The sequence below is a fragment of the Rhodococcus sp. ARC_M6 genome, assembly GCF_022810305.1.
Taxonomy (GTDB): Bacteria; Actinomycetota; Actinomycetes; order Mycobacteriales; family Mycobacteriaceae; genus Rhodococcus_F.
Genome location: NZ_JALGQH010000020.1, coordinates 73,173 through 89,153 on the forward strand (window position 1 = coordinate 73,173; position 15,981 = coordinate 89,153).

At 63.0% G+C, this 15,981-nt stretch carries 9 protein-coding genes; 3 read left to right on the top strand and 6 right to left on the bottom strand.

The features are described 5' to 3' along the window. Positions 1–218: 218 nt before the first annotated feature. The 6 genes from MTX36_RS19745 to MTX36_RS19770 all read right to left on the bottom strand — a co-directional run bounded on the left by MTX36_RS19745 (position 219) and on the right by MTX36_RS19770 (position 10,739). Complete coding sequence (locus tag MTX36_RS19745) at positions 219–4,406, bottom strand: TIGR02680 family protein (RefSeq protein ID WP_243621370.1); 4,188 nt, start codon at positions 4,404–4,406, stop codon at positions 219–221. Continuing rightward, positions 4,403–5,833: a DUF2398 family protein gene (locus MTX36_RS19750; protein WP_243621371.1), complete on the bottom strand. Its 1,431-nt coding sequence runs from the start codon at positions 5,831–5,833 to the stop codon at positions 4,403–4,405. The genes MTX36_RS19745 and MTX36_RS19750 overlap by 4 nt, the downstream gene beginning before the upstream one ends. Further along, positions 5,830–7,281 carry a TIGR02677 family protein gene (locus MTX36_RS19755; protein WP_243621405.1) on the bottom strand — a complete coding sequence of 484 codons (1,452 nt, stop codon included), beginning with the start codon at positions 7,279–7,281 and terminating at the stop codon, positions 5,830–5,832. Before MTX36_RS19755 ends, MTX36_RS19750 begins: the two co-directional genes overlap by 4 nt. Before the next feature lie 105 nt (positions 7,282–7,386). After that, complete coding sequence (locus MTX36_RS19760; protein ID WP_243621372.1) at positions 7,387–8,472, bottom strand: hypothetical protein; 1,086 nt, start codon at positions 8,470–8,472, stop codon at positions 7,387–7,389. Positions 8,473–8,622: 150 nt separating this feature from the next. Next, the gene (locus MTX36_RS19765) at positions 8,623–9,795 is read right to left on the bottom strand and encodes an MFS transporter (RefSeq protein WP_243621373.1); all 1,173 of its coding nucleotides are present in this window, start codon (positions 9,793–9,795) and stop codon (positions 8,623–8,625) included. Further along, positions 9,792–10,739: a PAC2 family protein gene (locus tag MTX36_RS19770; protein ID WP_374230507.1), complete on the bottom strand. Its 948-nt coding sequence runs from the start codon at positions 10,737–10,739 to the stop codon at positions 9,792–9,794. Before MTX36_RS19770 ends, MTX36_RS19765 begins: the two co-directional genes overlap by 4 nt. 51 nt (positions 10,740–10,790) lie before the next feature. On the opposite strand from MTX36_RS19770, the gene metH reads away from it, so the two are divergent. The 3 genes from metH to MTX36_RS19785 are packed head-to-tail and all read left to right on the top strand — an operon-like array spanning position 10,791 to position 15,925. Further along, entirely contained in the window at positions 10,791–14,360 is a 3,570-nt protein-coding gene (gene metH, locus MTX36_RS19775) for a methionine synthase (RefSeq protein ID WP_243621374.1), read from the top strand. After that, the gene (locus tag MTX36_RS19780; protein ID WP_243621375.1) at positions 14,353–15,051 is read left to right on the top strand and encodes an HAD family phosphatase; all 699 of its coding nucleotides are present in this window, start codon (positions 14,353–14,355) and stop codon (positions 15,049–15,051) included. The genes metH and MTX36_RS19780 overlap by 8 nt, the downstream gene beginning before the upstream one ends. Positions 15,052–15,064: 13 nt before the next feature. Continuing rightward, on the top strand, positions 15,065–15,925 hold the full coding sequence (locus MTX36_RS19785) for a rhodanese-related sulfurtransferase (RefSeq protein WP_243621376.1): 861 nt from the start codon (positions 15,065–15,067) through the stop codon (positions 15,923–15,925). Positions 15,926–15,981 lie beyond the last annotated feature (56 nt).

The window sequence follows — 15,981 nt, forward strand, 5'->3', positions numbered from 1 at the left end:
GTCGCGTGAGGTCACTTCTCGGCGCATACCTCGACGGTAGCGAGCCTCGACCGACCGGTCAACCGCGTGCTCGGTTGGTCGAGAAGCTGAGCGCGACATCGAAATCCAGGCAGTGGCAGCAGAGACGGGACGACCCGGCGGGAAACTGTTTTGTCTTGAACGGTTTCTTGCCCACCGGGTCTCGGCCCTAATTCTCAATCGTGACGGTCATCGGAACATCACAGTGCGTTCTCGGCGTAGTCGAGCGCACCCTCGGCCGGTGCCGGGACGCGTCGCCGCAGCGGAGAACCGAGTGCGCGTGCCAGATCCGTTCCGTCGTGCTCGGCCAGTAGCTCACCGTTCGACCAGACCAGCAGCGCCGCACTGACAGCCTGCTCGGATGTCGAATGTGCCAGATCGTAATGCGCGCAACCTGGTACGTCGGCGTAGGTGATCCACAGGTCGTAGCCAGTCATGAAGAGGTCCAAATCGAATTGGACGCTCAATCCCAGCAGTTCGCTCCGGCCGTTGTCGTCGACGCCGGCGAATGCCTCGTCGAGGGCAAGTAGTCGCGGTGCATGCGGATCTGCCGAATCGAGCATGACGTGCGCAGCGGCAAATAGCGGAAGGTGCAGTGACACCGACTGTTCGCCACCGGATAGCGCGCTGTGCCGCGCGACGGTAAGGCGGTCTTCCTTTCCTTCACCGCTGATAAGTGTGAAGGAGAAGAACCGCCACTGCCGGTAGTCGAGGGCGGAGGAGAGGATCTCCGGGTAGGACCGCTCGGGATGGGCAGCGCGGGCCGTGCGGATTTGCGTCGCGAAATGTGCTCGGAGCGTCGCCAATTCGTCGACCCCCAGCGCCGACGCATCCCGATCCAGAAGTTTGGAGATGGCGCGGGAGCTGTCGTCGAGGTTGTCGGCGAGAACCCAGTGGACACCGATGGTATTGCCGGAGGACATGTGACGCTCACGCATCTCGGTGCCCATTCGAGCGATCAGGATGCGAGCATCGACGGTGCGCTCGTGGATCTGCTGCGCCAATCCGGTAAGCAGCGCGTCTTCGAGAATGCGACGCTCGGATTCCGTGAGCAGTTGCTCCTGGTCTCCGCGGGCATCGTGGATTCGGGTCGCGAACTCGCCGATGGACGAGTATCCCTGCTCGTCCTGAACGCGTACGACGGTGAGTCCGTCGGGTGCATCCCACTGGAGTCGGTAATCCTGTCCCGCGGCGGCGAGTTGGGCATCGAATTCCTGCAATGCCGACGTCAGGGCAGTGCGGGTGGCCTTGCGAGCGCCGTCCGTGACGCGGACAGCCGACGTGGCTGCATCGAGAGCCCGGTACAGCTTGTCCACGTCTTCGGGCAGGACCGGCGGGTGGGTGGCGTCGTCGGTACGGTCCTCGTTCTGGATTCGATAGACCAGTTGATCGGGGCTCATCCAGGCGGCTGAACTGGCCGGCCAACTCAGGTGTTCCGTGATCCCTAAGAGATCCAGCAGGTCAGCTCGAGCATAAGGCGCGAGTCGTTCTGCGTCGCTGCGTGTTTCGGTCAGTGTGTGGCGCAGGGTTTCGACGGCTGTGTTGTAAGCGCCTTCGGCGGTACCGATCTGGAGAACCGCTGCGTCGTAGGCCTTGCGTGCTGTGCGCTGTTCGACCTTGCACTCCTCGATCTTCGCCCGTGCCTTGGCGAGGTCGAGGTCGATCTGCTCGGCACTGGAACCGAGTGTGTCGCGCAGTGTCTCGAGACGTTGAACCTGCCCGAGCAGACTCTCTTCCGCGATTGCGGCTTCCTCGGCGAATTCTTCGGCATTGGCGCGTGATTCGTCGAGACGATCACTCGATTCGCGTTCGAGTTCCACCTCTTTGGCATGTTCGCGTCGGCATCGCAATGCCAACTCGCCCTGCTTTTCGAAGTGGCGAATTGCCGCTGCCAAGGAATCCAGCTCGCGGGCAAGGTGCGGAGTTCGATGCGCCACCGCTGTCGCCCGGAGTTGCTTCTCCTTGGCGGCCAGATCGGCAATAGCCGTGTCGAGTTCACGTTGCGCGGTTTCGGTGGCGTCCGACCGAGAGCGCAAGGCGCCGGCCGATTCCGCGACGGATTTGAGTGCCCGCAGGATGGACCCGGTTTTGGGGAGTTCTTTTGCCGCCAGGGTGATCTGAGACAACTGCTGGTTGGTCTGTGTGACCAGTGCCTTGGCAGCGTCGACGGCGGCAGCCAACTCGTCGAGGGCTGCGTCGATCTCGGTGATCCGCGCGGCGCGACGACGCGCTCGCGCCGTGGTGCCGATGTACTCTGCGTCGGATTTGACGTGGCGTCCGCGAACTACGCCCTGCCAGAACCGGCCGTCGACTCCGATTGCGACGGACGCCGCGGCCTCGTCGGCGGATTCGACCAGGCTGATGGACTCGAGAATTGCCTGGACCTGCGCGTCGGAAACCTCGGCATTGCCTTCAACTTCGAGTACGTCGGCGAGTGTGCGGCCCTTGGGGCGTGCCTTCACCGCAAGTGCGGTGAGGAACTGTTCACTGACAAATTCGGGGAACTTGTCGTCGGGGCTGACCCAGCCGTCCAGCACGTTGGCTGCCTGCAGCGCGGATTCGATTCCGGTAGCGACCTCGGGCGAGACGGAATCAGTGAAGCGCACGAGGCGCCAGAACGGTGCGCCGGGCAATTCTTTTCGGCTGTCGGTGCGTGCGTGGAACGTGGGTGGAGCATCGTCGTGTTCCGCCGAGACTGCTTTGCGTTCGGTTTTCAGGGTCGTGACGGCAGCCTTCGAAGCCGCGATTTCTGCTTCCGCTTCGCGTCGACGCTCCCGCAGCGTTTCGGTTCCGGCCTCGATGTTTTCGGCAAGTACGGCGGCCAACGTCGGGGCGTCCTCGTCTCCCACCTCGGCCAGTGCTGCGTCGAGAGCGTCGAACAGGGAGGTACCAGCGCCGACGGCTTCGAGTAGCACGGAATGCTGCGTCCACCAGGAGCGGAGGCCGGCGGCGCATTCGCTGCGCGCAAGTTCCACTGCTGCTTCGCCTTCGAGCACAGCGGCTTTGGCGGATTCGAGCAGTTCCTGACCGCGGCGCGACGAGTTCTCGGCACGTGTCCGCTCGGTGGCAGCCTTCTCGACGGTTGCGAGAGCGGCGCGTACGACGCGAACGTCACCGTCGCGTTCTTCGGCATGACCCCGCACCGCGGTGGTGATCTGATCGGTCCGCGAACCGTCCGGCAGGGGAGTCCAGACGATGCCTGCATCTTCCGCTGCGGCTTGCAGTTCGTCCTCGGCGCGTGAGAGTGCCTCAGCGCCGCGACGTACGGATGCGAGGGCCTTCTCGGCTTCGTCGCCGCGCTGCGCCAGAGTTGCCTGCGCCTTGCGCGACTTGTCTGCCTGCTGCTCCGTGGACAATTTCAGCGTCGAGACGGCCTGCGCCAGATCATCGAGTTGTTGCTTGCCTTCGTAGGCGCTGGAGCGTTGCAGCGCTTCGACATTGGCGCGCGCGTGGTCGAGAGCTTGCTCGGCCGCGTTGAACCGCTCCTCGGCGCCGGCCCGTGCCTCACGACTGCGCATCTGAGCCACGGATGATTGATCCATGGCGGCAACACCTTTGGCAACCGCAGCGAGGCGGGCTCCCACCTGCTCGATTTCGCCACGCGACTGCTGACGGAGGTATTTGGTGTAGACGCCGATGAAACTCTGTGCGGCCTGATCGGCGGCGGCAAGTCCTTCGAGTGCGCGGCCGACCTCTTCCATGTCACTGAACGAACGAGCGGCTTCGAGAACCAACTGATCGTCGAGGGGGCGCAGACCGTCGGTCAGTGCCTGCGAAAGTCCCTTCGGATCAAGGTTTTTCGCGAGCTGCGGGCGACGCAGCGTCAGGATCAGGTTGATGAGCTGGTCATAGCGCTGCACACCGAGTCCGAACATGCGCGCATCGATTGCAGTGCGGTAGTCGAGGGGACGGTCCGTGATCGCGTCACTGCCGAGCTGTTCGGCCAACTGCTTCTTCGTGAGCGGGCGATCGTCGTTGCCGATCAACGAGAAGTCGACGCCTACCCGGCCGTCGGCAACGAAGTACCAACGAGTGACCTTGTCGTTGGTACGGGTTGCGCGCATGCCGATGCCGACGGTGACGGCTTCGGGCTCTTCCATCGACCCGCGGCAGAATTCCATCCACACGTACGAGTGCGCGCTGTCCTGCCCGCGGTAGAGCAGGTTGGACTTCATGGTGCGCTCTTCGCCGGCAAACGGATTGAGACGACGCGGTTCGATACGACCGTCGAAAACGAACGGGAACAGAACCTCGAGTGCCTTGGTCTTGCCGGAACCGTTGGGTCCCCGCAGAACGAGACGGCCGTCGGCGAAGGAGAATTCCTGGTCGCGGTAGTCCCAGAGGTTGATGATGCCGGCCCGAGTAGGTCGGAAGCGGGCGCTGTTCATGCGTTCTCTACCTCTGGTTCTTCTGTCGTGCCGGAAAATTCGGTAGCTGTATCTGGTGCTGAGTTGTCGACCGCGAAATCGATCAGAGGATCGCGCTCGCGGACACTGACCACTACGTCGCGATAGCGTGCCAGGACGGGGAGGACCAGCACTCCGCCGGGAACGGCGTGGGTCAGTCGCAATCGTTGCAGCAGACCGAGCGACTGCGTGCGCAGTCCCTTGTGGTCGGCTTGCCACTGCGCGGCGAATGTTCGGCCGAACCGGTCGACCAACTCGGCGATCTTGTCGGTGAGCCAGTCATCCTGGATCAACGGGTACGTCACCGGTTCCGGAGGATTCACGGGTTCCGGCGCGGGTCCGACTGTGGGAATTACTTCGTCGGCGAGGTCTTCGAAGATTCCGGCCTCGGGGATCGCGGCATCGAGTTGTTCGATCAGGTACTCATCGGACTCGTGGGGGATCGCAAGCTTTGCGAGGTCCGGGGCGTCGACGTCGAGAATTCGATCGGAAATTTCTCCGGCCAGCAGCAGCGCGACCTGAGCGATGGTGCCTGTGCTGGGAAAGCGTACGTCCGACAAACGTCCGGTGGGATCGATCATCGCGATACCTTCGGCCCGACGTTCGGCGATCAGCCCGGTCAGCAGTTCCACTTCCACAGCGGTTTTGGGCTGGGCAAGCGCGATCAGTTCATGTTCGTCGAGTTCGCCGGCCAGTACGACGGGACGTTCGACGAGCGCCCGACGCACCCGTCGCCCGATCTCCTTGGCGTCCAAGGGAACTCCGTCTTCTTCGGATGCCGTGGATGTCTCGGCGGCGAGAAGACCTCGAATGGAATGCAGGTGTTGCAGGGCGCGAGGTGGGCGGAACAGCGCGACGACGACGGATCGGTCGATGTCGTAAAGAGCCTCTCCCGCTTCGGGATTGGAAGCCCAGCCATTGGCGTCGCCGTCGGCGAGAGCAATGGCGCCGCGAACGCCGAGCCACCCGACCGCGTCGACAAACGCGTCTCGGTCCGACGCCCGATCGGTGGACAATTCTACGCCGTCCACCTGAGCGGCATCGGCGGCAACGTGATCTGCCAACTCGGACAACGTGATCTGGTTGCCGGCGCGGCCTAGAGCAGCCAGGCACAGCGCCAGGTACGAGTACCGCGTGCGGTCGAACGTGCGCTCGGTCGCGGTGCGAGCGGGCGCCGAAGGGTTGAGCCGATCCGAGACCGTGAACAACCGGGCCGTCGTCTCCGTGACTTCGAGGCGGTAGCCGAATAGTTCCAGGAGGTCGTCACGCAGTTCGGTGGCCCACCGACGCAAGAGTGGCAATGCGGCGCGATCCGGATACGACGTGGTGACCAAGTGATTGGACAGGATGATTCGCGCCGCGCGCTGGTATGAATCGAGGGCCAGGGGGGTGATCTCGCGAGCTCTCATCGGACACTGACCTCGATACCGTCGAGGTGCATGCGTCCGCGGGCAGTCTTGATGGTCGTGGAACCATCGGAGGGGCTCAGCGTCAGCTTCACCCCGTTCTCGCTGCCGGTGGAACTCTTTACTCGGCCGACAACGGGGACGCGGGCCGTCAGTGCTGCGTTGAGCAGACTCAGCAAAACTTCGGTCTCCTGCTCGTTGAGTTCACGTTCGTAGACGCCGTTCGATGCCAGCGATTGTGCTGCGGCACTGCGGGTTCGCTGGGTAGCCAGCTGCTCTTCGCGGAGTCGACGGATACTACCGTCGTTGCGCGCGACCTTGCCGGGCAGGCCCGGTGACGGCGGACGGCCCGTTTCGGCGAGAGTGCGCGCAATCTCGACCGGCGGCGCGTCCCACCAGGAACGGTTGTGCGAGATGATGTCGGCATCCGGATGCACCATCGACAGGTGCCGGGGGCGACCGAGATCGAACACAGCCTGGAAGAGTGCGTGAGCCGCATCCTCCGACGGCGTGGCAGCAAACCAACCCGCGAGATGCCGCAACTGGCTTTCACGACTGACCCCACCTTTGCGGGTTTCCGTTACCCGACGCAACAACGCGAGAACTGCGGCGATGGCGCTCATCGTCCCTTCGCGCAGACGCTCCGACTCACTGATCCCGGACTCGGCGGATACGAACCACGCGGTCAAACCGCGCCAACGAGCCATCCAGTCGTCTTCGCGTTCGGTCATCGGAACAAATACGCGCTCGTCACTGGCCGCCGCGAGGCGGATCATCCGATCGACACCGGTCGACTCGACATGCTCGATCGCTTCTTTGAGCTTGGGTGCATAACGCGCAAGGTCAGAGCTGAATTCGCGCATGTGCGTCAACAGCGCGTCCTTGTGACTCAAGAACGCCTGCGGCGTGACTTCGGTGGTTCGGACAAGATCGCCGAGCGTCAGATAGAAGTGTGCGGCGCGATCGGCCATGTCGGACAGCGTCGAGTCCAGGCGCTTCAATTTGCGGAAGATGAGATCGCCGTCCGACGTCCGATTGGCCTCGGCCAATTCCGACATGTCGGCGAGCAGATCCGCCAGCGCCAATCGTGAGAGCGACGAATTGTCGAGGCGGGCAGCCAGGACATCTTCGACGGATCGATACACCTGGTAGCCGGCCTGGCCGAACTGGTAAACGAAATGCCGGTTGCGGTACTCGGCCAGCGACGCGGCGCGGGTGCCGTCGTAGCTTCGTTCGAGGATTTCCCACACGTGCAGCTGATCCAACAGCGGAGCGACCTCGGCCGACGACAACTGCGCGGCGGGATCGCCGCCGCCGATCTTCTCGAGAATCTGCGCCACAGTCCCCGAATGGAGCAGGACGGTGTAATTGGCACGCGCGTGGTCGAAAGCTCGAAGCACCCAGAGGTACTCCGCCCGCTTCTCCGCGACCGTGAACGAAAACAGTTTCAATCGGTTTGTATCGGCGTACGCCGGTGCACGTGTCGACGCTGTTGCATCACGAGTAGGCGTTTCGTTCACCATGACAGGGTAGGCGAGAGTGCCCCGCGAATTTTCCTACGGTCTGTCCGCAGCAGGGGAGGCGGCGCGTCGCCACTGCGATTCGTTGGCAATCATCCAGGACAACAGATAGTCGGCAGCCTCTTCGTTGGCATCCGGTCCCGCGAGAAGGTCGGCGTACGCCTGGCTCGGCGCGACGATTCGGATGCCGTCTCTTGTGAGGATTCTGTCGAATACCGATGGAGAGAGCGGAGCGGTGACCCAGACGTCGGCGCCGCTCTCGACGCGTCGCAGGCCCAGAGCGTCGGCAAATTGGTCGACGTTGTCCGCGTGAAAATGCGCGCGCTGTGTGGGCGCGTATCGCGCGAAGGGTGCGGCGGCGACCGACGCGGTGCCGGCGTAGATGTGTCCGCTGAGTTGGCGTAGTTGGCCGAAGAGAGCCTCGAGGCCGTCGGGGGCATGAAAGCCGTGCGGTGTGGGAGCTTTGGCTACCGATTCCTGAGCCCACGCACGCAGCATTTTCGGCCAGTTGACGTCAGCGATTCCGCCGCGGGGGAGTCTGGTCACCAATTCACGGTCGGCCAGCGTCTGCGCAACTCGATATGTTGCGCCGGTCGACGCGCCGGCCAAGCGCACCAGGGCGGTGATCGCCAACGGTGGAGCGAAATCGGCCAGTGCTCGGACGACGCGAGCCGACGGATCGCCGCTGAGCTGGCCTGACGGACGTCCGGGGCCGCGCCACGGATCTGCGTCGGCGCCCCGACCACGCACCCACACTGCGGGACGGTCAGCCGTCAGCGAGACGTTTCCGGTGGCATCGGCATAGGAGAGGGCGTGGGCGTCGAGTTGGCGGCGCACGGGCTCGGACAGGTATTTGGCGCAGACGAAGCCGGACTGCCCGGCAGGGAAGCGGTCGGCGATTCCGGGAACGTCGCTACTCAGAACCCCATGCGCGGCGTAGACCCCGAACTTGGCGACTGAACCGTCCGGGGAGCGGAGATCGAGGCGAAGGGGCGCTTCGGAGAGGTCGGGGGAGCGCTTCGTCGACAAAGACCAGGTGGCGGGCAAGTTTTCTTCGATGATCTCGACGGATCGACGAAAAATGTCGATGGGGCGTTCCGGTTCCGACTCAGCTTCGTTCATGTTCCAATGATATCAATATCTGTCGTTGACGGAAACCCCAAATTTTCCGAATCTTGGTTCACCGTCGGGCATCAACCATCCATCCTCGCCAATTCACACAACTCACGACCTGCAACTCAAAATTTTCGAGCCCGCACCGAGGTCCGGGTCTCAATCCGCCTTCGAGCGTGGTTTTGGCATCACCAGGGGAGTTACCAGCGCAAGGAGTGCGGCGGGAATCAAAAAGCTTGCGACGGGTGACACGTCGTAGACGGGGGTCAAGGCGATGGGCGCCAACGCCGCGCCGCCGAAGCGCATGGCTTGGACGACCGACACGGCGCCGCCTCGGTTGGGGCCTTGTGACCCCAGTACTGCCGCATTGACTCCGACGAGTACGAACTGACTTGCGATACCGGCAACAAACCAGGCGATCGCGATCGCCGGGATGACGGTGGCCAACCCGACGATGGTCACGAGGACCGCACCGCCGATCGCACCGATGAGCACCGAAGATCGGGCGCCGATGCGGTCGATCAATATTCCGATCGGCCGAGCGCACAGGATGCCTGCCAGACCGAAGAGCGTCAGAAGGAGACCTCTGACGGTAGGTGTGAGTGCGAACTCGTCCTCGAAGCGGAAGGCGATCAGGAAGCTCAGACCGCCGAGTGCGCCCCAGCCCAGTAGGGCGGCGATACCGATGCGGAGAACTTCGGGGCGGAGAGCGTCACGTAGCCGTGCGGGGGTTGTGGGGGTTGCCTTGTCGGCGGTCGGTAACCCGATGGCTCCGAGTAAGCCGGCAACGACCGCGATAATGAGAAATGCCAAGCGCCAATCGAATTCGGCGGCCAGGCCGCCGATCAGCGGTGCTGAGGATTGACCGGCGGCCTGAAAGGCGCCGAAGGCCCCGAGTGCACGACCGAGGCGCGCTTGCGGTGTGGCGGCCGCCAAGGATGCAAGCAGCAGGGGAGTGGTGAACGCATTTGCGGAGCCCTGTAGAACTCGGGCCGCGAGGAAGATTTCGAGCGTCGGGGCGAGGAAGCACGCCACGGATGCGATGACGTACACCCCGTAGGCGATGCGGACGGTCCGAACCTTGCCCCAACGGGAACCAAGCGTTCCCGACACCAACATCAGTGCGGCAAACGGCAACAGATACGCAGTGAGCGACGACGCGGCCGCGGACGGTCCGACCCCGAGATCGTCGCCGATCTCGGGGAGCGTGGATACGACGACGCCGCCGCCGAACGGACCGAGAAACCCGCCGGCGTACAGCGCGATCAGTTGCAGACGAAGGCGGAGCGACCGGGGATTGTTCGCGTTGTCATCAGTGGTGTTCTTGCTCACAGTCCGAAGCTGCCGGGGCCCCGCCGACGCAGGTACCGCTCGAATTCGGCGGCGATAGCGTCGCCGTCGATTTTTGCGATAGCTTCCGTGATGTCGGTTTCGGCGTCGCCGCGCTCTTCGAGAGTGCGGACGTACTCGCCGATTTCCTCGTCGTCGGAGGTCATTTCATTGACCGCCTCTTCCCAATCCTCGGACTGGGCCGGTAGCCCGCCGAGGGGGACCTCGATGTCGAGAACGTCCTCGACGCGCTGCAACAATGCCACCGTAGCTTTGGGGTTGGGCGGCTGAGATACGTAGTGCGGCACCGCTGCCCAGAATGAAATGGCCGGTACACCTGCGCGGACGCACTCGTCCTGGAGCACTCCGGTGATTCCGGTCGGGCCTTCGTATCGGGTTTGTTCGAGGTTGAATCGCGCTGCGGATTCGCTGCTGTAGGCCGTTCCGGTGACCGGAACCGGCCGAGTGTGTGGCGTGTCAGCGAGGAGCGCGCCGAGGATGACGACCGTCTTGACGTTGAGCTGGTCGATCAGTTCGAGCAGGTCCTCGCAGAAGCTTCGCCAACGCATGTTCGGTTCGATGCCGTGAAGCAGAACGATGTCGCTCTGGCTGCCGGGAGGTGAGCACACCGACAAACGTGTAGCAGGCCAAACGATTTCGCGGGTGACGCCGTCAATCTGACGCACGATCGGGCGGTTCACCTGGTAGTCGTAGTAATCCTCGGAATCGAGCTCTGCCAACGGTTGGGCATCCCAGATCAGTTCGAGGTGCTCGACGGCCCCACTGGCGGCGTCACCGGCGTCGTTCCAGCCTTCGAATGCCGCAACAAGAATGGGATCACGCAGCACGGGGATGTCGCCCTCAGGGCGATCAGGACTCTCGAAGGCCGCGGAATCGTCGAAATCGACCGGGCCGTCGGGAGTGACGGGGAACTCACTTGGACTCACCCACCTAGCCTACGGCCAGAGCCTGTCGGTACGCCCACTACTCTGGACGGCATGTCTGCCTCATTTAACTCTGCCCTGCTTGATGCGTTGAAACAGCGCGTTGTCATCGGCGACGGAGCGATGGGCACCATGTTGCAGGCCGCGGATCTCACACTAGATGATTTTCTCGGACTCGAGGGGTGCAATGAGATCCTCAACGACACCCGCCCCGACGTGCTCAAAGACATCCACCGCGCGTACTTTGCCGCCGGTGCTGATGCTGTCGAGACAAACACTTTCGGTTGCAACCTGCCCAACCTCGCCGACTACGATATTTCGCATCGAATTCGTGAACTCTCTCTGAAGGGCACCGCTCTTGCTCGTGAGGTCGCTGACGAGATGGGACCGGGCCGTGACGGCATGGCCCGCTTCGTTCTCGGCTCGATGGGGCCGGGAACCAAACTGCCCAGTCTCGGCCATGCGCCTTTCGCGGTGTTGCGTGACGCGTACACCGAGGCTGCCCTCGGCATGATCGACGGCGGCGCCGACGCCATTCTGGTCGAGACCTGCCAGGACCTCCTTCAGGTGAAGGCTGCGATAATCGGCAGTCAGCGAGCGATGGAACAGTTGGGCCTGCGTCTGCCGATCATCACGCATGTGACGGTCGAGACCACCGGAACCATGCTTCTCGGTAGTGAGATCGGTGCAGCGCTGACCGCGCTCGAGCCACTCGGTATCGACATGATCGGCCTCAACTGCGCGACCGGTCCGGCGGAGATGAGCGAGCATCTGCGTCACCTGTCCAAGTACTCGACCTTGCCGGTGTCGGTCATGCCCAACGCCGGATTGCCGCAGCTCGGCCCCAATGGCGCCGAGTACCCGTTGGGTGCCGACGAGTTGGCCGAAGCCTTGAGCGGTTTTGTCTCCGAATTCGGTCTCGGTCTGGTCGGCGGTTGCTGTGGAACGACTCCCGAGCACATCAGCGCAGTCGCCGAGGCCGTCCGTAAGGTCGAGAAGGCGCAGCGCACTCCGATTCACGAAGCCAGCACGTCGTCGCTGTACTCGGCTGTTCCGTTCGAGCAGGACGCCAGCATCCTGATGATCGGTGAGCGCACGAACTCCAACGGCTCCAAGGCATTCCGCGACGCGATGCTTTCCGAGGACTACCAGAAGTGCCTCGATATCGCGAAGGATCAGACCCGCGACGGCGCACACATGCTCGACCTCAACGTCGACTACGTTGGCCGCGACGGTGCCGCCGACATGTCAGCACTGGCCAGCCGCTTGGCGACGGCGTCGACGCTGCCGATCATGCTCGACTCCACCGAACCTGCTGTCCTGCAGGCCGGTCTCGAACACCTCGGTGGACGTTGCGCGGTCAACTCCGTCAACTACGAGGACGGCGCCGGCCCCGAGTCGCGGTTCCACAAGATCATGCAGCTGGTCAAGGAGCACGGTGCTGCCGTTGTTGCTCTGACCATCGACGAAGAGGGCCAGGCGCGTACCGCCGAGACCAAGGTCGCAATCGCGACGCGCCTGATCGAAGACATCAAGGGCAACTGGGGTCTTGCCGAGTCCGACATCATCGTCGACGCTTTGACCTTCCCGATTTCCACGGGCCAGGAAGAGGTGCGCCGCGACGGCATCGAGACCATCGAAGCCATCCGTCAGCTCAAGGCCCTGTACCCCGAACTGCATTTCACTCTCGGTATCTCCAACATCTCGTTCGGTCTGAACCCGGCGGCTCGTCAGGTTCTGAACTCGGTGTTCCTGCACGAATGCACCGAAGCCGGTCTGGATACGGCGATCGTTCACGCGTCCAAGATCCTGCCGATGGCTCGCATTCCGGACGAGCACCGCGAGACGGCACTCGACTTGGTTTACGACCGTCGCCGCGAAGGCTACGACCCGCTGCAGAAGCTGATGGCTCTCTTCGAGGGCGTCTCGGCTGCGTCGGCTCGCGAATCTCGCGCGCAGGAACTTGCGGGCCTTCCGCTGTTCAAGCGTCTGGAATCTCGCATCGTCGACGGTGAGCGTAATGGCCTGAGCGACGATCTCCTCGAGGCGATGAAGGAAAAGTCGCCGATCGAAATCATCAACGAGACACTGCTTTCCGGCATGAAGACCGTCGGCGAGCTGTTCGGTTCCGGTCAGATGCAGTTGCCGTTCGTGCTTCAGTCCGCTGAGGTCATGAAGGCTGCTGTGGCGTTCCTCGAACCGCACATGGAAGCCACCGACGACGACGGCAAGGGCCGTCTCGTGATCGCGACGGTCAAGGGCGACGTCCACGACATCGGCAAGAACCTCGTCGACATCATCCTGAGCAACAACGGATACGACGTCGTGAACCTCGGCATCAAGCAGCCCATCGCGACCATTCTGGATGCTGCTATCGAGCACAAGGCGGACGTCATCGGTATGTCCGGTCTGCTCGTGAAGTCGACAGTCGTCATGAAGGACAACCTCAAGGAACTGAACGCTCGCGGAGTTTCGGAGCAGTTCCCGGTCATGCTCGGCGGCGCCGCGCTGACTCGCTCGTACGTCGAGAACGATCTTCAAGAGGTCTACGACGGCGAGGTCAACTACGCCCGTGACGCGTTCGAGGGTCTGAATCTGATGGATCAGATCATGACGGCCAAGCGCGGCGGCGGCCCGGCCCCGGACAGCCCCGAGGCAATTGCGGCGCGTGAGAAGGCAGCTGAGCGCAAGGCCCGCCACGAGCGTTCCAAGCGGATTGCGGAAAAGCGTAAGGCCGAGGAGGTTCCGGTCGTTGTGCCGGAACGCTCCGACGTTGCCGCCGACGTCGCGGTCCCGACTCCGCCTTTCTGGGGCAGTCGCATCGTCAAGGGCGTCGCACTATCCGAGTACGCCGGCTTGCTCGACGAACGTGCATTGTTCCTGGGGCAGTGGGGACTTCGCGGTCAGCGTAAGGGCGACGGCCCGACGTACGAACAGCTGGTCGAGACCGAAGGCAAGCCGCGCCTGCGCTACTGGCTTGACCGTTTGACAGCCGAGGGCATTCTTGCGCATGCGGCCGTGGTGTACGGCTACTTCCCGGCAGTGTCCGAAGGCGACGACGTCATCGTGCTCACCGAACCGAGGCCGGATGCGCCGGAACGATTCCGGTTCACGTACCCGCGTCAGCACCGGGACCGTTTCTTGTGCATCGCGGACTTCGTGCGCTCGCGCAAGGATGCGGAAGCAACGGGTCAGGTGGACGTCCTGCCGTTCCAGTTGGTGACGATGGGTCAGCCGATCGCAGACTTCGCCAACGAACTGTTTGCCTCCAACTCGTACCGCGATTACCTCGAAGTTCACGGCATCGGTGTTCAGCTCACCGAGTCACTGGCCGAGTACTGGCATCGACGTGTTCGTGAAGAACTGGTACTGCCCGGTGGGCATACTGTTGCCGAGCAGGATCCGACGGACGTAGCCGGCTTCTTCGACCTCGAATACCGCGGCGCACGTTACTCGTTCGGTTACGGTGCGTGCCCGGAACTCGAGGATCGGGCAAAGATGGTTGCCCTACTCGAACCCGAGCGGATCGGCGTCAAACTGTCCGAGGAACTGCAGCTGCACCCGGAGCAGTCCACGGACGCATTTGTCCTGCACCACCCGGAAGCCAAGTACTTCAATGTCTGATGTGTTGACCGAGGTTCCCGGATCGACGCTCGGTGGTGTCCTGTGGGATATGGACGGCACCCTGCTCGATTCGGAGAAGCTGTGGGACATCGCTCTTCGTGAGTTGTCGCTGCGTCTGGGTGGGCCGATGACGGAGGCGACTCGCGTTGCTGTCATCGGCGCATCCAGCCCGTTCGCGTTGGCGACGCTCTTCGATTCGCTCGACCTCGAGCAGCATCCGGAGGCTGTTGCCGAGGCGAAGGACTGGATGTACACCCGCGTCGGCGATCTCTTCGAGGACGGCGTGACGTGGCGGCCCGGTGCGCAGGAGGCTCTCGCAACCGTTCGGGATGGCGGTCTTCGGTCGGCACTGGTGACCAACACCGAGCGGGTACTGGTGGAACGCGCGCTCGGGATGCTCGGCCGTGAATTCTTCGACCATTCCGTGTGCGGCGACGAGGTACCGGCGGGCAAGCCCGCTCCCGATCCGTATCTGCGGGGCGCTCACCTTCTCGGGCTCGAACCGGCGCAATGTTTGGCCATCGAGGATTCACCGACCGGAACGGCGTCGGCGACTGCGGCGGGATGCGCAGTGTTGGTAGTTCCGTGTGAGGTCGATGTGGCTACCGGGCCGGGCCGGGTGTTCCGAGAGTCGTTGGCGGGTTTGTCTGTTCATGATCTTCACGACGTTCACTCGTCTGTGTCGCGTTAGGTTGGTGTAACTGGTGTCTATTCCGAAAATTGTTCTGTTCTACCAGTTCACGCCATTGGCTGATCCGGAGGCGATCAAGCTGTGGCAGCACAGCTTGGCCGAGTCCAACAATCTGACCGGACGAATCCTGATCTCGAAGCACGGGATCAACGCCACGGTTGGTGGGGACATCGAAGGCGTCAAGCGGTACGTGAAAGGCACCCGCAGTTACGCGCCCTTCAAGATGGCCGACATCAAGTGGTCGGACGGTCTCGGCAATGATTTTCCGCGGCTGTCCGTCAAGGTGCGCAGTGAGATCGTGACGTTCGGCGCGCCCGACGAACTCGAGGTCGACGTGAATGGTGTTGTCGGCGGCGGAGTTCATCTGGCGCCGAAGGAACTTCACGAACTCGTCGACAGTCGCGGCGACGACGTCGTGTTCTTCGACGGTCGCAACGCGTTCGAAGCCGAGATCGGCCGTTTCCGCGACGCCGTAGTTCCGGACGTGACGACCACGCGGGATTTTGTCGATGAACTCGACAGCGGCAAGTACGACCACCTCAAGGGGAAAGCCGTTGTCACGTACTGCACGGGGGGAGTGCGCTGCGAGGTGCTCTCATCGATGATGCGTTCACGTGGATTCGGCGAGGTGTACCAGCTTGCCGGAGGGATCGTCCGTTACGGCGAGACATTCGGAGATAAGGGCTTGTGGGACGGTTCGTTGTACGTCTTCGACAAGCGTATGAACATCGAATTCTCGTCGGAGGCAAAAACTATCAGCGTGTGTGTTGATTGTGGAACACCGACGCCTCGATTCCGCAACAGAATCGACGGCGACGGACGCACCCTCGAATTGCTGTGCGAGGGTTGCTCACCCGACCTCGAACAGGTCTGAGAAGTGCCCAAAGCGCCGCTGCCGATCCGAAACGGACTCGGGCCGGATCGGCTGCG

Excerpts from the sequence above, each read along its gene's own strand:
- MTX36_RS19760 (WP_243621372.1), bottom strand. The coding sequence starts at position 8,472 with ATGAACGAAGCTGAGTCGGAACCGGAACGCCCCATCGACATTTTTCGT.
- metH (WP_243621374.1), top strand. The coding sequence starts at position 10,791 with ATGTCTGCCTCATTTAACTCTGCCCTGCTTGATGCGTTGAAACAGCGC.
- MTX36_RS19780 (WP_243621375.1), top strand. The coding sequence starts at position 14,353 with ATGTCTGATGTGTTGACCGAGGTTCCCGGATCGACGCTCGGTGGTGTC.
- MTX36_RS19745 (WP_243621370.1), bottom strand. The coding sequence starts at position 4,406 with ATGAACAGCGCCCGCTTCCGACCTACTCGGGCCGGCATCATCAACCTC.
- MTX36_RS19750 (WP_243621371.1), bottom strand. The coding sequence starts at position 5,833 with ATGAGAGCTCGCGAGATCACCCCCCTGGCCCTCGATTCATACCAGCGC.